Raw genomic sequence first — 16,651 nt, 5'->3', positions numbered from 1 at the left:
AATCATGTCATATTATCCTCTTACAAGCATCCCTGATTATTATGGAATTGATGCTTTACTTACTGAAGAACACAAACTAATCCGCCAATCTGTAAGAGACTGGGTAGAGAGTTTTGTAATGCCGCAGATTGATCAGGCCGCTCAAAATCATACGGATATTCCTAATCTTATGAGAGAATTGGGGAAAATCGGGGCGTTGGGACCTTATATCCCGGTTGAGTATGGCGGTTCAGGATTAGACCAGATTTCTTATGGTCTGATTATGCAGGAATTGGAAAGAGGAGATTCCGCAGTACGTTCTGCAGCTTCGGTTCAGAGCTCTTTGGTGATGTTTCCTATCAATGAATTCGGTTCTGAGGAACAGAAAATGAAATATCTTCCTAAGCTTGCTGCGGGAGAAATGATCGGATCTTTTGGATTGACAGAACCTAACCACGGTTCAGACCCAAGTTCTATGGAAACTTATTTTAAAGATATGGGAGATCATTATCTTTTGAATGGGGCTAAAATGTGGATTACCAACTCTCCTCTATGCGATATCGCTGTGGTATGGGCAAAAAATGAGGAAGGGAAAGTACAGGGATTGATCGTGGAAAGAGGAATGGAAGGATTCACGACTCCTGAAACTCATAATAAATGGAGCTTAAGAGCTTCTAAAACCGGAGAACTGGTATTTAATAACGTAAAAGTTCCGAAAGAGAACCTTCTTCCTGGAGTAACAGGACTAAAAGGACCTCTATCTTGTCTGAACTCTGCAAGATATGGAATTTCATGGGGAGTAATCGGTGCTGCTATTGACTGCCACTGTACTGCTGTTCAGTATTCTAAGGAAAGAAATCAGTTTGGAAAACCAATCGCTTCTTACCAGCTTCAGCAGAAAAAACTGGCTGAATTCTTAACAGAGATTACAAAAGCTCAGTTATTATGTCTTCAGTTAGGAAATCTTAAAAATGCTCACAAAGCAACTCCCGCTCAGATCTCTATGGCTAAACGTAACAACGTAAATATGGCGATTGAAATTGCAAGAGAATCAAGACAGATCCTTGGTGGTATGGGAATCATGGGTGAATTCCCAATGATGAGACACGCTGCTAACCTGGAATCAGTGATCACTTATGAAGGAACACATGACGTTCACTTACTGATCACCGGATTGGATATTACAGGAATCAACGCTTTCTAAAGAAAGACAAAAAATATAAATAAAAGAGTCTGGCCTTCGGCCAGACTCTTTTATTTTACTCACTTTACAGAGAATTGATATTCAATGAATAATTATTGATGCTATAATATTTTTGTCTATTTGTTAAAGTTATTACCTTAATGAACACAAAAAATCATCAATATGAAAAAAATTACGACTTTTTTAATGGGGCTTACCGCTCCATTCTACTTTGCACAGCAAGCAGGAGATCTGGTAAGCGCTGAACAGAAACTGGATTTAACACCACAGGGAGTCATCAATTTTATCGCCAATAATCTGGGTGAGCAGGATGCTCCGGAATTTGCCAATTACCTCAACGGTTTTAATGTTGGTTTAAAAGGTTACAAGATTACTTATTACACCAAAAATGAAAACAATGTTCTTGTAAAAGCCACCGGACTGCTGATGTATCCTAATGTAGGATTTAAATTATCAACAGTTGTATCAGATCATGGAACAACAGACAGCAGAAACAATGTTCCGTCTAATTTCAAGGGAACTTTAACTGCAGGATTTGTTGTTGAACTGTCTTATGTACTTAATGGCTATGTTTTAATGGCACCTGACTATGTAGGAATGGGATCTGGAGACGGGGTTCATCCTTATGTAGACTATGCCACTGAAGCAGGAGCTACTATTGATTTTATTACTGCTGCCAATAAAGTGCTTGGACAATTGGGTGTGAAACGCTATGATGAATACTTCCTAGCCGGATATTCCCAGGGAGCGCATGCTGCCATGTCTACTTTAAAAAGATTAAGCATTTCCAATCCCAATAATATCAAATTCAAATATGCGTATATGGGCGACGGTCCGTATGATTTCTCCGGAGTAACCTTAAATAAAGGAGTTCTGGAAAAAGATTTTTATCCGTTTACCTCATTCCTTGCCAATGTTCTTCATACCTGCAATAACACAGGATATAAAACCTATAATAATAACATTTCGGAAGTTATTTCTGCAGAATATCTTGATAAATATAATTATCATGTTGTTCAGGATAATGGGGGTCTTTTATGGGGCCCTGTGATATGGCGAAAATTATTTACACCCAACTTTGTAAACGATGTCACCACCAATCCTAATAATAAACTCAGACAATGTATGAAACCAAAGGATGTCTACGATTGGTACAATAAAACACCTATGACATTGGGGCATTCTACTGTAGACCTGGCTATTCCGCCTGAAAACACTTCAAAAACCATCGATGTTCAGCGTGGATATTATGCATGGTGGGATCTGAATAAATATAAGCTGGATTCTTTTTACTGGGGACCTATCGGACATGTAGGAGGAATTCTGCCTTTCACCTTGGCTTCCAATGTCAAATTCAATACTTTGAGAAGTGGCGGACTTCTTAATGAATGGGCAATTGCGGGATCCATTTTCGGCAAGCAGTCAGCAGAGAAAACTAATGAAAAAACCACTCTGCTACCTTCTCAGATAAAACCTGATCTCGGTGCTATGGAGCTGGTTGAGATTACAGATTTCAATAAAGAAAAAATACAGAGCAGAACGGCAACTGACCGCAACTTATCTACTTTAAAAGATGGAGTTTATCTGTTGAAAGTATCAGAAAATAATGAAAATAAAATAATTCCATACATCAAAAACACTCCTAAGGAGGTTTCTGAAAACGAAATCGTACAATCTGCAACGCCATCCGTTCTACAATTAAAAGTTGATCAGGATGAACTTTCTGCTGTCTATGTTTTTGATGAAAGTAAAACGCTGGTCAAAAGCATTTCTCAGAAACAATACCGTGAAGCTGGAGGAATCAATTTGCAGGATCTGGAGAATAAAAACTACACTTTTGAAGTAGTCACTCCGTATTATAATCTTCAGTTCAATAAAGCAATTGGCGGAACACCATCTTCCGAAAGCAATACGGATATCTTTACCCAAAAACAGCAAATTATTGCCAAAGCCGGCAATGATATTAAAAATATCAGCATTTACAGTATTTCCGGTTCTCTGGTTGTTCAGCAGGAAGTTAACAAGCCCCTATTTGAATCCAGAAATTTAGAACCGGGGGTATATCTGGTACAAGTCACCCTTTCTAATGGAAAAGTCATTCATAAAAAAGTAAAACTATAACTTCAATCCTCTTCATAATATCATTTCAAGTTAATTTTGGCACTTCAGCAATGAAGTGCTTTTTTGTATACATTCTTATTGTTCCAATCTATCTTCCTGAATTAAGCGATAAAATAACTCCACAAAAAATAATTGGAAATAAAACTCAATGAAAGACAAGCAGAATTACGTAATTCATTATTATTAATCATTTTACATCCTAAAATTTTAATTTTCAATAAATATTATTTTAAAATCGCATAAATGATTCTTGTCATTTATTTTAAATTATTCTAAATAAAATTAGTAAACTTATACTGAGCCTGCTACTTTTGCCGAAAGAATAATGCCAGATGGTACATAATGACTCCCAATCCCCTTTGAGGCTCCGATTTTTCAGTTTTCTTATTTTTCTCACAACAATTACAGCAGTTAAGGCACAGAACCTACCGTTTACAATCACCTTTGAAATAAAGAACAAGGATCAAGCCTCAGTAAAAGGCTCTGAAATAAAGATTTTTTCTGAAGAAAATACCTATACAGCGTCTACCAATGACAATGGAATGGCAGTAGCGCACCTTATTCCGGGAAAATATACAATAGAAGCCTGGAAAAACGGAATTCTAGGGTATGTCGGCAAAATATCCGTAACAAAGTCTGAAATTTTCGTTTTTCCATTTTCAGAGAAACTCAATACTATTGAAGAAGTCGTTATCACCGCCAAGGAAGGAAAAGGGCTTACCTCCTCCTCTATGATCAGCCAGCGGGCGATGCAGCATTTACAGCCATCAAGCTTTTCCGATCTTTTGGAACTTCTTCCCGGAGGAAGATCCGGAGACCCGGTTCTGAATCAGGTTAACAAAATCAGTCTTCGTGAGACCGGCAGACCCGGCAGCGATTATAATACGTCTTCCATGGGGACTACTTTCCTGGTGGATGGAGCTCCTCTGAACTCTAATTCTAATCTGCAGTATACCTATGATTTTTTAGATAAAACGAATAACGGTCTCAAGCGAAGACTTAATATAACCAGTGGTGTAGATATGCGAAGTATTTCTACAGACCAGATTGAAAGTGTGGAGATTCTTCGCGGAATTCCTTCTGCAGTCTATGGAAATCTGACTTCCGGAATTGTAAAAATCACCAATAAATCCGGCTATACAAAATGGAAAGCAAGATTTAAAGCAGATGGCTACAGTAAGCTTTTTGCGGTGAGCAAAGGTTTTGAAAATAAGGAAAAAGATCTGAAAATAAACACAGGTATAGATTACCTGAATGCAAAATCCGACCCAAGAGACCGTCTGGAAAGTTATAAAAGAATTACCGCTCATCTTGCCATAATAAAAGAAAAAAAATATGATCGTGGAACGGCCAGATGGCAAAGCAACCTTAGCTATACCGGTTCATTGGACGGTTCAAAATCTGATCCCGACATCGATTTGTCTGAACTCAATTCTTATGAAGTGAACAATCATCTTTTGAGCCTTTCCAATCTGTTTACTTATACTAAAAATGAGCCTTCATTCTATCGATCAACCGAAATCCAGGCAACCGTTAACCAAAGATTTGATAAAATAAAGCAGACTAAATTTATCCAGCTGGAAAATGCAACGGCCTTTCCTTTATCAGCAACTGAAGGAGAATACGATGGCTACTATCCGGAACCCCGCTATATTTCAAACTATACCGTGGATGGAAAACCTCTCGATTTGTTTGTCAAAATGATCAATAACTTTCAGGTCAATTATAAATCGATAACGCATGAGTTTAATGCCGGATTTGACTGGCAAATGAGTAAAAACTGGGGCAAAGGACAAGTATTTGACATCTACAGACCTATTGATCCCAAGGCAACATTCAGACCGCGTGCTTACCGTGATGTTCCTGCTTATATGACTTCTGCATTGTTTCTGGAGTCTGTCAATTCATTACAAGCAGGTAAGCACAAACTTACACTGGCATTAGGACTAAGAGGCAATACGATGATGAATCTGCCTTCTCATTTCAAAATGAACGGAAAATTGTATGCAGACCCCAGAGCCAACTTTCAATGGGAACTTCCTTCTTTTGACTGGATGCATAAAAAAGCAACCATAGCTTTAACATTAGGATATGGTAAGCAGAGTCTGTTCCCGGATCTTAATCTCCTGTATCCGGAACTTATTTACAAAGACATCCAGCAGTTGAATTATTTTCATAATAATCCAAACTATAGAAGAGTCAATTATAAAACACTGGTTTACAATCCACAGAATCCGGACATAGAACCCGCTGTGAATGAAAAATTTGAAGCAAGAATAGATTTCAGCCTGGGAGCACATCAGCTATCGGTTACTATTTTTAAAGAAAATATGCGCAATGCATTCCGTTCTATGAATGAATATGCCTTATATCAGTACAAAAAATATGATACTTCAGGAATGAATCATGATGCCATCACTTCCCCGCCGGATGTGAGCACACTTCCCTATCAGACAGTGAATGAGAACTTTCTTTATACAACTCAGAAAAACGGCAGCAAAGTAGACAAAGAAGGGGTGGAATTTCAATATTCCTCCAATAGAATCCCTGTAATCAACACTAGGTTTACTGTAAATGGAGCATGGTTCCGAACGAAATATGGCAACAGCCTTCCGGTATACAGAGGAAGAGATTTGTTGATCGATGGAAGACCTTATCCTTATCTGGGATTATATGACGGAATGGAACCCAACTCTGTAAATGAAGTATTGAATACCAACCTGATGATGGACACTTATATTCCCCGTCTGGATCTTGTTTTTTCTTCATCATTCCAGTTTTCATGGTATTCTATGAGAAAACTTCTTCCCATGAGCGGAATCCCAAGTCATTATGTGGATCAGAATGGCACTGTGCTTCCTTATAATCCGGATTCCGTAAAAGGAACAATTCTGGAAAGCCTGATTATCGCTCAGAATGAAGATCTCTACAACACCTCCAGAAGACCTATGGAAATGAACGTCAATCTGAAAGTAACGAAAAGTTTCAGAAACAAGGCGGTTGTTGTCTCCATGTTTGCCAACCGGTTATTCAGCTATTACACACCTTACAACATCAACGGATTTACCATCAACAGAAAAGGAGCTTATGATCCTTACTTCGGAATGGAAATCAATTTCAATTTATAAACAATTTCAATTCAATAAAGTTATGTTAAAACATGTATTAAGAACACTGCTCGTATTGTGTGCAGCAATCGCTATTACAGCCTGTTCTTCAGACTCCAATGATGCTTCGGAAGCAAAGACCTCATTAAAACTGGAACTCAAGGTAGTTCCTGACAATATTCAGGTTAAAGAATATAAACATCTTACAATAAGTTTCAAAGAACTTAATTCTGGATTTACGATTACTCAGGAGCTTACAAATACCAATACTCTGCAGGTTGTTCTTCCTTCAGGGACCTATAACATCATTGCAGAAGGAAGCATCATGTATGCTGACAGTTCCGGGCCGACAGAAGCTAAAGTTGCCGGCGTACAAAACGGAATAGTCATTAGCGGAAGCGAAACAAGCAAGACGCTGGATTTGTCCTTAAAATCAGGAAGCAGCAATGATCTTATCCTGGAAGAGGTTTTCTTTACCGGAACCAAAACACCACAGGGAGCCATGTATTTCGGTGATCAGTATTTTAAAATCACCAATAATACGGACAAGACATTGTATGCCGATGGTATGTTATTGATACAATCCAGTTTTATGACCAATGAGAAACAGGACTACAGTCCCAACATCATGGGAACTACGCTGTCTGCCGGTGCTATTATCAGAATTCCAGGAAACGGAACAATGTATCCTGTAAAAGCTGGAGAATCCATTATTATTGCAGAAGATGCCATTAATCATAAAGATTTTAATCCTTCGTCCATTAATCTTTCCAATGCTAATTTCCAGATTTTCAAAGAAGATTCAGATGATATCGACAATCCTGCGGTTCCGAAAATGGTAAACGTTTTTGAAAAAATGGTGATTCATACACAGGGATATTATGCCTATGCTTTGGCGCGTATGCCACAAGGGATGACGAATCAGGCTCTGATTGGTCAAAACTCATATACTTATACCTACAACCTTACGATAGGCGGTGATGTATATCCTATGGATGGCACTGCTGTCAAAATTCCAAATGAATGGATCATAGATGCTGTGAATCTAAGTGTACAGGATTCATTCCAATGGCTGGTAACTTCTCCTTCTTTGGATATGGGATGGACTTCTGTAACCACTTTTGATGGAGATAAAAATCGTTTTGGTAAAGCTGTTCGCAGAAAAGTGACAGGAAAAACAATAGACGGCAAAAATATTCTTAAAGATACCAACAACTCTACAGCAGATTTTGAACATGGTGTAAAACCATCTTTATTTAATTAAAAAATGAAACATTTTCTTTCCATATCCATTCTGCTGATCGCCTTTTCAGGTATAAAAATCCAGGCTCAGATCAATGATACCATCATAGAAAAAGTACGTGAAGAGTACAGTTATGAAAGGCTTATTAAAAACAGTATTACCATCAACCCAGCCAGCCATGCGGGTGCGAGAAAATACAGTATTACGACTTTCAATGTATTTACTGAAAACAGCAAGACTCCCAATCAACTTCAACAGAAAGGAAAAGGTAAAAACTTATGGGGTGCAAAAGTTTACAGCTTACAAAAACTAGATGATCAAACATCAGTCTGGGGCAATGCTTCCTACACACAGGGGAAAAACAAGCAGGTGGTATGGAACGAAAATGCAGATTATGAGCGTATCTATCCTTACGTAGCCGCCGATAGTGTAGGTGGTGATATGAAGTTTGAAAATTATAGCTTTTCAGGAGGATATTCCAAAAAGATCAATACCTACACCCTGGGGATTACCGGAAGTTATCAGGCTACGTTAAGCTACAGAGATGTAGATCCACGCCCTAAAAATACGGCAGCCCAGTTTTCCTTAGCCATAGGGGCCAATAAACTGATGTTTCAGAAGTTCAGAATCGGAGCTTATCTGAATGCTGAAAAATATACTCAAAAGCATTATCTGAGCTTTGTGAGCAATCAGGGATATCCTATGATCTATAATATGAGCGGGCTGGGAAATTACAATGAACTGCTTTCCGGAAAACTCCGCCAGGCGTATTATGAAGGCTGGTCTTATGGAGGAGGTTTACAGATCTTTGAAGCAGACAACAGAAGCTGGTACCTGAATATGGGGCTAAAAAAGTTTAATCTTGATAAGCTATTGACAGAATATGCAGATCTCAACGCTTCCAAAATTGATGAACGCCAGTTTACCTTTTCAGCGGGAAAATTCTTTGATTCCGGAAAAATAATCTGGGGAGTTTCTGCCGAAGGAAACAGTACGGAACGCAAAGGTACCGAGAACCTGTTCCTGAATGAAAATTCAAGAAACTACATACAGATAGGAAGTGTGGAAAAATATAACCACATGATTAATAGTCTTGTTTTTAAAGGACTTGTGCAACTGGGGAATGAAAAAGCCACCTCATCTCTGTCTCCTTTCTTTGGATGGGCTCAGGAAAAGGAAAAATACAGCAGCCCGGCATCAAAAATAGAATTGAGCAAGATGATGTATGGGGCAGATTATCAGTGGCTGAAAACTTTCAGTCATCAGCAGGTATTATCTGTAATCGTAGGACTTTCTGCAACCAATGTCTATCAAAAGGATGCTCTTTTCAACAATTCCGGAAAGCCGTCCATCAATACTATGCTTCAGGAAAATTTTGCTTTTCAGTCTTCAGATTTCTGGCAGGCAAAGCTTGATATTAACTTTCATTTCAGCTTCCCTGTTATCAAGACTGCTTTTGTAGGGGGTAAGATGATGTACAGCAATTTTAAAAGTAATAGCAACACGCTATTTTCAGTCAGTATAGGAAGTATTTTTTAAACACATTATGATAAAATTTTCAGATCTTAAATTAGTCGCAGTCCTTGGAGGAGTTTCATTATTCTGTATGCAGCATACCCTTCAAAAATACAGGGTAGATTATGGAGAAGCTGTGGAACAATATAAAAAACCTTCACAATACTGGCCTAAACCGTCAGTGGATGCAGGTGTCAACTGGAAGGAATTTGAGGCTATAGAATGGGATTCCAATTATTATGACACGCAGGAAATTCCTGAAGTAATGTTGGGGAAAAAGCTGTTTTTTGATCCAAAGCTCTCCTCATCCAGTCAGATATCCTGCAGCAGCTGCCACAATCCGGAGCTAGGCTGGGGAGACGGTCAGGAAGTCGGATTGGGAACGGATCACTTACAGGGAAAAAGAAATACACCGTCTCTTTTTAATATTGCAGACCGTCTTTCTTATTTTTGGGACGGAAGAGCCAAAACACTGGAAGAGCAACTTGTAGGTCCTATCTCCGCGCACAATGAGATGAACATGAAACCGGAAAAACTCGCCGGAAAACTGTCTAAATTGAAAGAATACAGACAGCTTTTTAAAGAAGTCTACCAGAGCGACAAGATTACATTTGATAAAATCGCCAGAGCGTTATCAACTTTCCAAAGAACGATCAGAAGCCAGCCAAGCAAACTGGACAAGTTTATGAAAGGAGATTATAAAGCCATGAGTGATAAAGAAATCTACGGCATGCATTTATTCCGGACTAAGGCAAGGTGTATGAACTGTCATTATGGGAAATATCTGACAGACGAATCTTTTCACAATATAGGACTTACCTATTACAAAAGGGAGTATGAGGACCTTGGACTGTATCATATCACTAAAAATTCAGATGATACAGGAAAGTTCAAAACCCCTTCTCTGAGAGATCTCGACTATACGGCTCCATGGATGCATAATGGACTAATGGATGATATGCATGGGATTGTCAGCCTATACAACAGCGGTATGCAGATGATAAATCCTACTCCCGAAGAAAAGAAAGCTGATCCTAATTTTCCTGTTACCGACCATTTGATACAACCTTTACATCTGAATGAGCAGGAAATAGATGCTATAGTTTCATTTTTAAAAAGTATGTCCGGAAGTTATTATAAAATGCCAAGACCGGAAATCCCAAGAAAATAGATTAATTAATTGATACCATTAGCAGTAATCCTTTTATCTAAAGTAATTATTTAGATGAAAGGATTTTTTTATACCTTTTAAATTAATACAAATTATTCCTTAAAACTTAAAGCCCACACTGAAATAGATCCTTGAAAAATCAAGCTGGCTGTTTCTGGAAACATTCAAACTGATAGGTCCGATAAGAGATTCATACCCAAGATTCACTCCATACCCAAACATATCGAAACTATTATTAAAAGGTGAAAGCTCTTCACTCACTTTCCCATAGCTGAAAGAAGGCGTAAGATAGAGTTTTTTCATAATCCTGTACTGAAGGGATATTGCCGCCTTAGCCACCGAAGTCATAGGAAGCTCTTTCTGACGGAGACCATTGAATTCAGGGCTTAGCAGATCATAATTATACTCACTGCCTCCCAGGTTATATTTCTGATTCAGGAATAGATACGGAACCTGATCTTCCCTCATTGATCCAAAACTTGCCCCCAAGAATACGTTTGCTTTTACGGTCAGCCTTCTTGTGATTGGATGATAAAAATTTTCATTTAAAGTAAAAGAAATAAGATTCTTAGGTTCGTAATAATAAGCGTCTTTTGGATTCAATATTTCATACAGAAAGGGTTGTACTGTTTCCAGATCGTAAAGTTGATATCTGTCGCCGTAATAAAATCTTGTACTCACCTGAAGATGATTCCCTCTTGTTGTAAAGTATCTTTTATTGAGATTGTTCTGTTCAAACTTAAGGAATGTATTGAAATTGCTGTGATTATATAGTTTTTTACTGTAATTATCTACTTTTGACTGGTCTACTTTATCCAGTAAACTGTACATTCTTTCTGTACTGAACTCCGTTCCCAGTGACAGATAGGCATTTGGAGTAATATTATAATTCAGGGCAATCTTACCGGTTATATTACGGTACATATGGTTGGGAAAACGGTCGCCGCCATCTTCATTTACGTCATATAGTCTAAAGTTAAGATCATTACTTTTAAGATTAACCATTTTAGCCTCCAGATCCAGCCATAAACGCTCGCCGTTGTCTAAGAACTGCTGATAAGCAACTTTAGCCTTGAAACGTTCTGAAATATCTACCGTTGCCAAAAATCTTGATCTGTTCAAAAGGATATTCCTGTAAGTATAGTTGATGATAATCCCTACAGACTGTTCCGTATCATAGTGCAGAGCCAGTTTAAAAGCTCCTTTTTTCGCTCTTTTTACAAAAACATTCATCACCAGTCCATCGTTTTCATTGGTATACGTATAATACACCTTTACGTACTGGCGCATTCCAAATACTCTGTCTATTGCTTCATTGATGGTTTTAACATCGTAATACTTCCCTTCTGTAAGCCCCATTTGCCTTTTAAGCACTTCAATCTCTGCCGGGTCTTTAATAGGGGTACCATCTTCTTCATTGTACGTAAATTTCGTTGTTGGCAATTTTACTTCTTCAATCATTTCATGCTCATACTTGATGCCTAACTTTCGTTGGGCTTCTGCCAAAGCGACAAACTCAGGAAGGTGCTTTCTCGCTTCCACTTCCCCTATTTTAATGATTCTTCTGAATTGGGCAAAATCCTTCGTTGTAATATCTCCTAACGGGTCTACAAAGTCTACCAGGATATTAGACAGCTCCTTCTGATGTTTGAAATCCTCCACCGAACGAATGGCGTGAGTCTGATAAATCATCTTCATAGGATTCTCAATCTCTTTTTTGGTAAAAAGCCTGAAACCGGTATAGCCTCCGATCACAAAGTCAGCTCCCATTTCACGGACTTCATTGGCGGGATAATTACGATCTAATCCTCCATCTACCAAAAGTTTCCCATCGATATAAACCGGTGCAAAAGCTGCTGGGATTGCCAATGTAGCACGGATAGCCAAGGGCAAAGATCCTTCTTTCTGCATCACAAGACCCCCATTCACAATATCGGAAGATGTAAGCTGTACAGGGATTCTTAATTTGCTGAAATCGTTAATATGTTTTGCATTAAAAGTAAGATTATTAAGCACTTCCCCCATATATTGTCCTTCAATATAAGAACTTGGAAGAGTCGGAATTCCTTTTACTACCGGAAACTCCAGAATATACTTATCATATTCGTCTTTCTCACTGATATTGACTTTATTGTACGGCATTTTATTGCTCAGAATTCTGCCCCAATCCATTTTGTAGACCGTATGTTTCAACTGGTCAGCATTATACCCCATTGCATATAAGCCTCCCAGAATTCCTCCCATACTGGTTCCTGTAATGTAATCTACCTTGATTCCCAATGAGTCGATCATCTTTAGAATTCCGATATGAGCAAACCCTTTTGCTCCGCCACCACTGAGAGCAAGACCGAATTTAGTGTCTTTGGTCACATTCTGAAGGGCAATATTCAGAGAATCATTCTTCTGCTGAGACTTGATAATAAGAGAGAAAGCGATGGCAAAAAATATCAGGATTTTTTTCATTGGTCGTGCTTAATGTATCTGATTTAAACTTTAAAAGTTTTTAATAAGTAGTAAAGATACACAAAAAGTTACCTGCTTTATCAGAGCAATCCGTCAATAAAATAAATGTATTTACAGCATCATAAATAAACAAAACATTGATTTACAGGTAAATACATTCTTTATTTGTAATTAAATATTTTTAATACGTTTTTATAGTTTCCACAAAATTAACATCTGGATTCAGGATTTCAAGAATAAGGTTTTTGACAGATTTCATGGCATCATCAATGTTTCCTTTGTCAAACTGCAGAGAAACCATTCCTTTTTTAGCATCTGCAAAACTCCAGATTCCTGTTTCTATCGGAAAACCCCAAAACTCAGGAAGATGCTGTACTACATAATGATAAATACAAAGCTGAAGTGCCTGTTTTCTATCGCTGTTATGAAAATATTCAGCTACATTATCCTCATCAATTTTCACACTGAGATTTTTGATCTTGGCTGTTTTATAATCGATAATCCTCAGCGTTCCGTTCAGCTTATCAATTCTATCAATATATCCTAAGAAGGAAATTTTATCATTTCCATCAAGAGGAAAATCGATGTTTTCAAACTTTCTTTCGATGTCAATAATCTCCAGTTTATTGCCCTGTTTTATCAGTTCAAGATCATGATTAAGGACATTTTCAATCACCTTTTTAGCAATTGCTTTATGGATATAGTTCATCCCCTTTTCATAGAATTCCGGCTGGTGTTTCAGCTTTTCAATGGCAATATTAATATAGTGATCTATTGCTTTAACTGAATTCCTTAAATCACTTTCTTTTAAAACCTTACCCTTTAATACCTCATATACTTCTTGAAGTGAATAATGGACTAGATTTCCGTAATTTTTCACAGACAATTCCTCTTCAATTTCATCTGTTTCCGAGGTATTCAAAATCTTGGAAAGATAAAAATCGATCGGATTATAAAGGTAACTTGTAAGGTGGGATGCAGATACTTTTTTCTTCCAATTCTCAAGACGGTCCAGCACAATCTGTGTCTTGGAAATTTCTATCGGTTTGGTAGCGATAGGCTCCGAAGAATTTTCAATAATCACGTGTTCGATATCATGTGAGCTTTCCATTTCGATCTGCGTAATGAAACGGCTTTTCTCTCCTGTATTCACTCCGGAACTTAATGCATTGTACAGCAAATGTACATTCTGTGCATCCTGAATCAATCTGTAAAAGTGATAGGCATAAATACTGTCATTTTCCAGGAAAGTATGAAGATCAAAGAACCTTCGGATATCAAATGGAATATAGGTATTCTGAGAATTTCCCAAGGGTAGTTTCCCTTCGTTCACAGAAAGTAAAATGACATTCTCAAAGTTCAGGAGACGGGTTTCCAGCAGTCCCATGATCTGTAATCCTCTCAACGGCTCTCCCTGAAAATCTATACTTTCAGAGTTGATGTGCTGGTTGATCAGAATTTCCAGCGTTTCCATTTTGATCTCGATATTGTAAGGAGTCAGCTGATTTTTGATGATTCTGAATGCATTTTCAAAGTGCGAAACATTCTCGTACTGAATATCATCTATTTCGAGCCATTTTACCTTCTGGCAGAAGTCGATAAGCATATCCAGATATACATTGGTTCCTTCCGCTTTCTGAAGGAGTCCAAAGTAAGACAGCCCGCTGAGCAGCTCGTACAAAAGCTTTTTGGAGATATAAACAATATTCCTCTCTTCTACTTTGATTCTAAAATCATTGATAACCTGTTCATCTTCAACAGATTTAGGAAGTTCCTCCAGGATTGGAAAAACATCTCTGTAATAGTAAGAGGATTTATTTTTTTCCAGCTGTTTCTGCAGATAGAAAAGACGTTTTACAGCATTAGAAAAAGATAAGTTTTTCAATGGGAATCCCATCGTAATATTCAAATTATCAACACCATGCATCACATCAAGGCTTGCAGGAAGAAGGTTTTCATCCAGCAATACTACAGCGGTATTGGAATAGGTTTTATTATTGATCTCTTTAAAGATCTCAGGCAGCACTTTGGTCTGGGTTACATTCCCGGAGACTTCGTATACCTTAATTTTTTTAGGTTGATTAAAATCGTCTTCAATCCATTGGAAAGCCCTGTTATCATCAAATTCTTTCCATGTTTTATGATTTCTCAGAAATTTTCCGGCTTCCTGTCTCTCATCATCAAAATAATAACGGTCTCCCTGAAAGAAGCACTGTGCTTTGTTCCACTGCAAAAGACTTCTTACCAGCTTTTCCTCTACCGGAGTAAAGGCATTGAACCCGCAAAAAACAAACTGTTCTTTGGTACTTTTAGCAAAATCAACAATCTTAGCTTTCGCTGCCTCATGAATCATTCCGGAAGTAGCCCAGTTTTTTTCCTGCAGTCTTTCCTTTAGAGCAGGGAGAAAAACGCTCATATTCTGCCAGAAATTAAGAAACTTCTTCCTTGGGACATCATCGTCCTCACCAAGGTTTTGAGCCCATTCCTTGATCCTTTCCTCATCAAACATATACTGCAGAACCGCCAGATCACTGTCTGAAAACTTTAGAATATCATCCCAGTCTTTCTGCAAGGTAGGAAACCACTTCAGAAAGTCCGAAAAATCATCTCTTGGGATAAGATTCATACTTCTGTATACATCAAATGAAAAAAGCCATAACGGAATTCCCTGAATCGGCTGTTGATCAGCAATCGTATTGATGAGTTCCTCTATAGTAAAAAAGTTGGGCAGGAGTCCTGAATAATTATTTTCCTCCAGAATCTGCCTGATAAATACAATGGGACGCTTTCCGGGCAGAATGATATTAAACGCAGAAAGATCCGTGTTTTGCGTCAGCAGTTCGTGAATGATCTTATTGAGGAATTTCAAGGGCTTGGTAGCTTTTTAAGTTGTCTAGTTCTTTAGAAATCGCAGTATTATATTCTGCCTGTTTTTCTTTATCTATTCCATGGCGGGTATCTCTGTCATAGGCCATCTGGAAGTTTTTATAACCCATTGATATTTCATCATAAAGTGCTTTGAAATATTGGCTGTAATCACCTGATGTCTTTATTTTTTCAGCGACTACCTTTCTGAATTTTCTCACAAATAATTCTGCAATATCAAAATGTTTCTGCTCATGCAGTAGAATGTAATCATCCATTTTTTTGACATCCTTCCAGGATTTATCTTCGTTAAATATTGTCTTGATGGTAATCGTAACCGGCGATTTTGGATTAGAGGATTTTATGGCAGAATACTCCCAGCCACAGTGGGTATATGCTGCTACATCAGGATTATTTTTCTTATTGACCGGGCTTCTAAAATTATCCCACGTCAGTTTTTTACCTTCCTGCCAGGTAATTACCTGTCCGAATAAAGTCTGAGCGGCCAGCAAACACAATACAAAAGTCAATCTCATTATTCCACTACAATTGTTTTCGTAATCCAGTTATTTCCGCCGTTCCAGAATTTAAAAGTATAGGTTCCTTTTCTTTGCGGGCTGAAATTGATCTGGTTGGCCCCTACATAATTTCCCTGCGTACAAGGTCCGTTGGTAATATATTTATAGGAAGTAACCGTTCTCTCAAGATTATTGTTGTAAATATAATCGTATCCGTAAAAACCTTCGCAGTGAGACGGATAAGTGGAATAAGTTTTTATGCTCTGAATCGCAAAAACGTCCATCGTATCATTGACAATTTTTACGCTGTCTATTTTGATCTTATCGATAGATTCAACCGTATGGTAATCGTCATCATTACACGAAACCAGAAGCCCGCCAAACACTAATACCGAAAATCCAATGTTTAAAAGTTTTTTCATAACCTTCAATTTTCTGATTATTAATAAATATTTAGCAAAAATT

Annotated in this window: 10 protein-coding genes; 6 read left to right on the top strand and 4 right to left on the bottom strand. The window is 37.9% G+C overall.

Annotation, left to right across the window (positions count from 1 at the left end; genetic code table 11):
* The first annotated feature begins 4 nt into the window (after window positions 1-4).
* The 6 genes from DBR39_RS04700 (at window position 5) to DBR39_RS04675 (ending at window position 10,340) form a co-directional block, all read left to right on the top strand.
* Window positions 5-1,183 (top strand): acyl-CoA dehydrogenase family protein, encoded by a 1,179-nt coding sequence (locus DBR39_RS04700; RefSeq protein WP_124531068.1) that lies wholly within the window; start codon window positions 5-7, stop codon window positions 1,181-1,183.
* A gap of 162 nt (window positions 1,184-1,345) precedes the next feature.
* Window positions 1,346-3,304 (top strand): T9SS type A sorting domain-containing protein, encoded by a 1,959-nt coding sequence (locus DBR39_RS04695; RefSeq protein ID WP_124531067.1) that lies wholly within the window; start codon window positions 1,346-1,348, stop codon window positions 3,302-3,304.
* A 332-nt stretch (window positions 3,305-3,636) separates the two neighbouring features.
* Window positions 3,637-6,432 carry a TonB-dependent receptor gene (locus tag DBR39_RS04690; protein ID WP_124531066.1) on the top strand — a complete coding sequence of 932 codons (2,796 nt, stop codon included), beginning with the start codon at window positions 3,637-3,639 and terminating at the stop codon, window positions 6,430-6,432.
* 22 nt (window positions 6,433-6,454) lie between these two features.
* On the top strand, window positions 6,455-7,675 hold the full coding sequence (locus tag DBR39_RS04685) for a DUF4876 domain-containing protein (RefSeq protein WP_124531065.1): 1,221 nt from the start codon (window positions 6,455-6,457) through the stop codon (window positions 7,673-7,675).
* 3 nt (window positions 7,676-7,678) lie between these two features.
* Window positions 7,679-9,193 carry a DUF6850 family outer membrane beta-barrel protein gene (locus tag DBR39_RS04680; RefSeq protein WP_124531064.1) on the top strand — a complete coding sequence of 505 codons (1,515 nt, stop codon included), beginning with the start codon at window positions 7,679-7,681 and terminating at the stop codon, window positions 9,191-9,193.
* A gap of 7 nt (window positions 9,194-9,200) precedes the next feature.
* Window positions 9,201-10,340 carry a cytochrome-c peroxidase gene (locus DBR39_RS04675; RefSeq protein WP_124531063.1) on the top strand — a complete coding sequence of 380 codons (1,140 nt, stop codon included), beginning with the start codon at window positions 9,201-9,203 and terminating at the stop codon, window positions 10,338-10,340.
* Between the two features lie 99 nt (window positions 10,341-10,439).
* Here the strand turns inward: DBR39_RS04675 and DBR39_RS04670 are convergent, their stop codons facing one another.
* The 4 genes from DBR39_RS04670 to DBR39_RS04655 all read right to left on the bottom strand — a co-directional run bounded on the left by DBR39_RS04670 (window position 10,440) and on the right by DBR39_RS04655 (window position 16,608).
* Window positions 10,440-12,803, bottom strand: coding sequence for a patatin-like phospholipase family protein (locus DBR39_RS04670; protein WP_124531062.1), 2,364 nt, complete (start codon window positions 12,801-12,803; stop codon window positions 10,440-10,442).
* Window positions 12,804-12,984: 181 nt separating this feature from the next.
* Window positions 12,985-15,672: a PD-(D/E)XK nuclease family protein gene (locus DBR39_RS04665; protein WP_124531061.1), complete on the bottom strand. Its 2,688-nt coding sequence runs from the start codon at window positions 15,670-15,672 to the stop codon at window positions 12,985-12,987.
* Entirely contained in the window at window positions 15,656-16,204 is a 549-nt protein-coding gene (locus DBR39_RS04660) for a DUF922 domain-containing protein (protein WP_124531060.1), read from the bottom strand. The genes DBR39_RS04665 and DBR39_RS04660 overlap by 17 nt, the downstream gene beginning before the upstream one ends.
* Window positions 16,204-16,608, bottom strand: a complete 405-nt coding sequence (locus DBR39_RS04655) for a hypothetical protein (RefSeq protein ID WP_124531059.1) — start codon at window positions 16,606-16,608, stop codon at window positions 16,204-16,206. The genes DBR39_RS04660 and DBR39_RS04655 overlap by 1 nt, the downstream gene beginning before the upstream one ends.
* Between the last annotated feature and the right edge of the window lie 43 nt (window positions 16,609-16,651).

Source organism: Chryseobacterium sp. KBW03, from assembly GCF_003852415.1.
In the GTDB taxonomy this organism is placed as follows: Bacteria; Bacteroidota; Bacteroidia; order Flavobacteriales; family Weeksellaceae; genus Chryseobacterium; species Chryseobacterium viscerum.
The sequence above is the reverse complement of the archived record's forward strand: the minus strand, read 5'-3'. Positions and strand labels throughout refer to the sequence as shown.

Excerpts from the sequence above, each read along its gene's own strand:
- DBR39_RS04690 (WP_124531066.1), top strand. The coding sequence starts at position 3,637 with ATGGTACATAATGACTCCCAATCCCCTTTGAGGCTCCGATTTTTCAGT.
- DBR39_RS04695 (WP_124531067.1), top strand. The coding sequence starts at position 1,346 with ATGAAAAAAATTACGACTTTTTTAATGGGGCTTACCGCTCCATTCTAC.
- DBR39_RS04680 (WP_124531064.1), top strand. The coding sequence starts at position 7,679 with ATGAAACATTTTCTTTCCATATCCATTCTGCTGATCGCCTTTTCAGGT.
- DBR39_RS04675 (WP_124531063.1), top strand. The coding sequence starts at position 9,201 with ATGATAAAATTTTCAGATCTTAAATTAGTCGCAGTCCTTGGAGGAGTT.
- DBR39_RS04700 (WP_124531068.1), top strand. The coding sequence starts at position 5 with ATGTCATATTATCCTCTTACAAGCATCCCTGATTATTATGGAATTGAT.
- DBR39_RS04685 (WP_124531065.1), top strand. The coding sequence starts at position 6,455 with ATGTTAAAACATGTATTAAGAACACTGCTCGTATTGTGTGCAGCAATC.
- DBR39_RS04655 (WP_124531059.1), bottom strand. The coding sequence starts at position 16,608 with ATGAAAAAACTTTTAAACATTGGATTTTCGGTATTAGTGTTTGGCGGG.
- DBR39_RS04670 (WP_124531062.1), bottom strand. The coding sequence starts at position 12,803 with ATGAAAAAAATCCTGATATTTTTTGCCATCGCTTTCTCTCTTATTATC.
- DBR39_RS04660 (WP_124531060.1), bottom strand. The coding sequence starts at position 16,204 with ATGAGATTGACTTTTGTATTGTGTTTGCTGGCCGCTCAGACTTTATTC.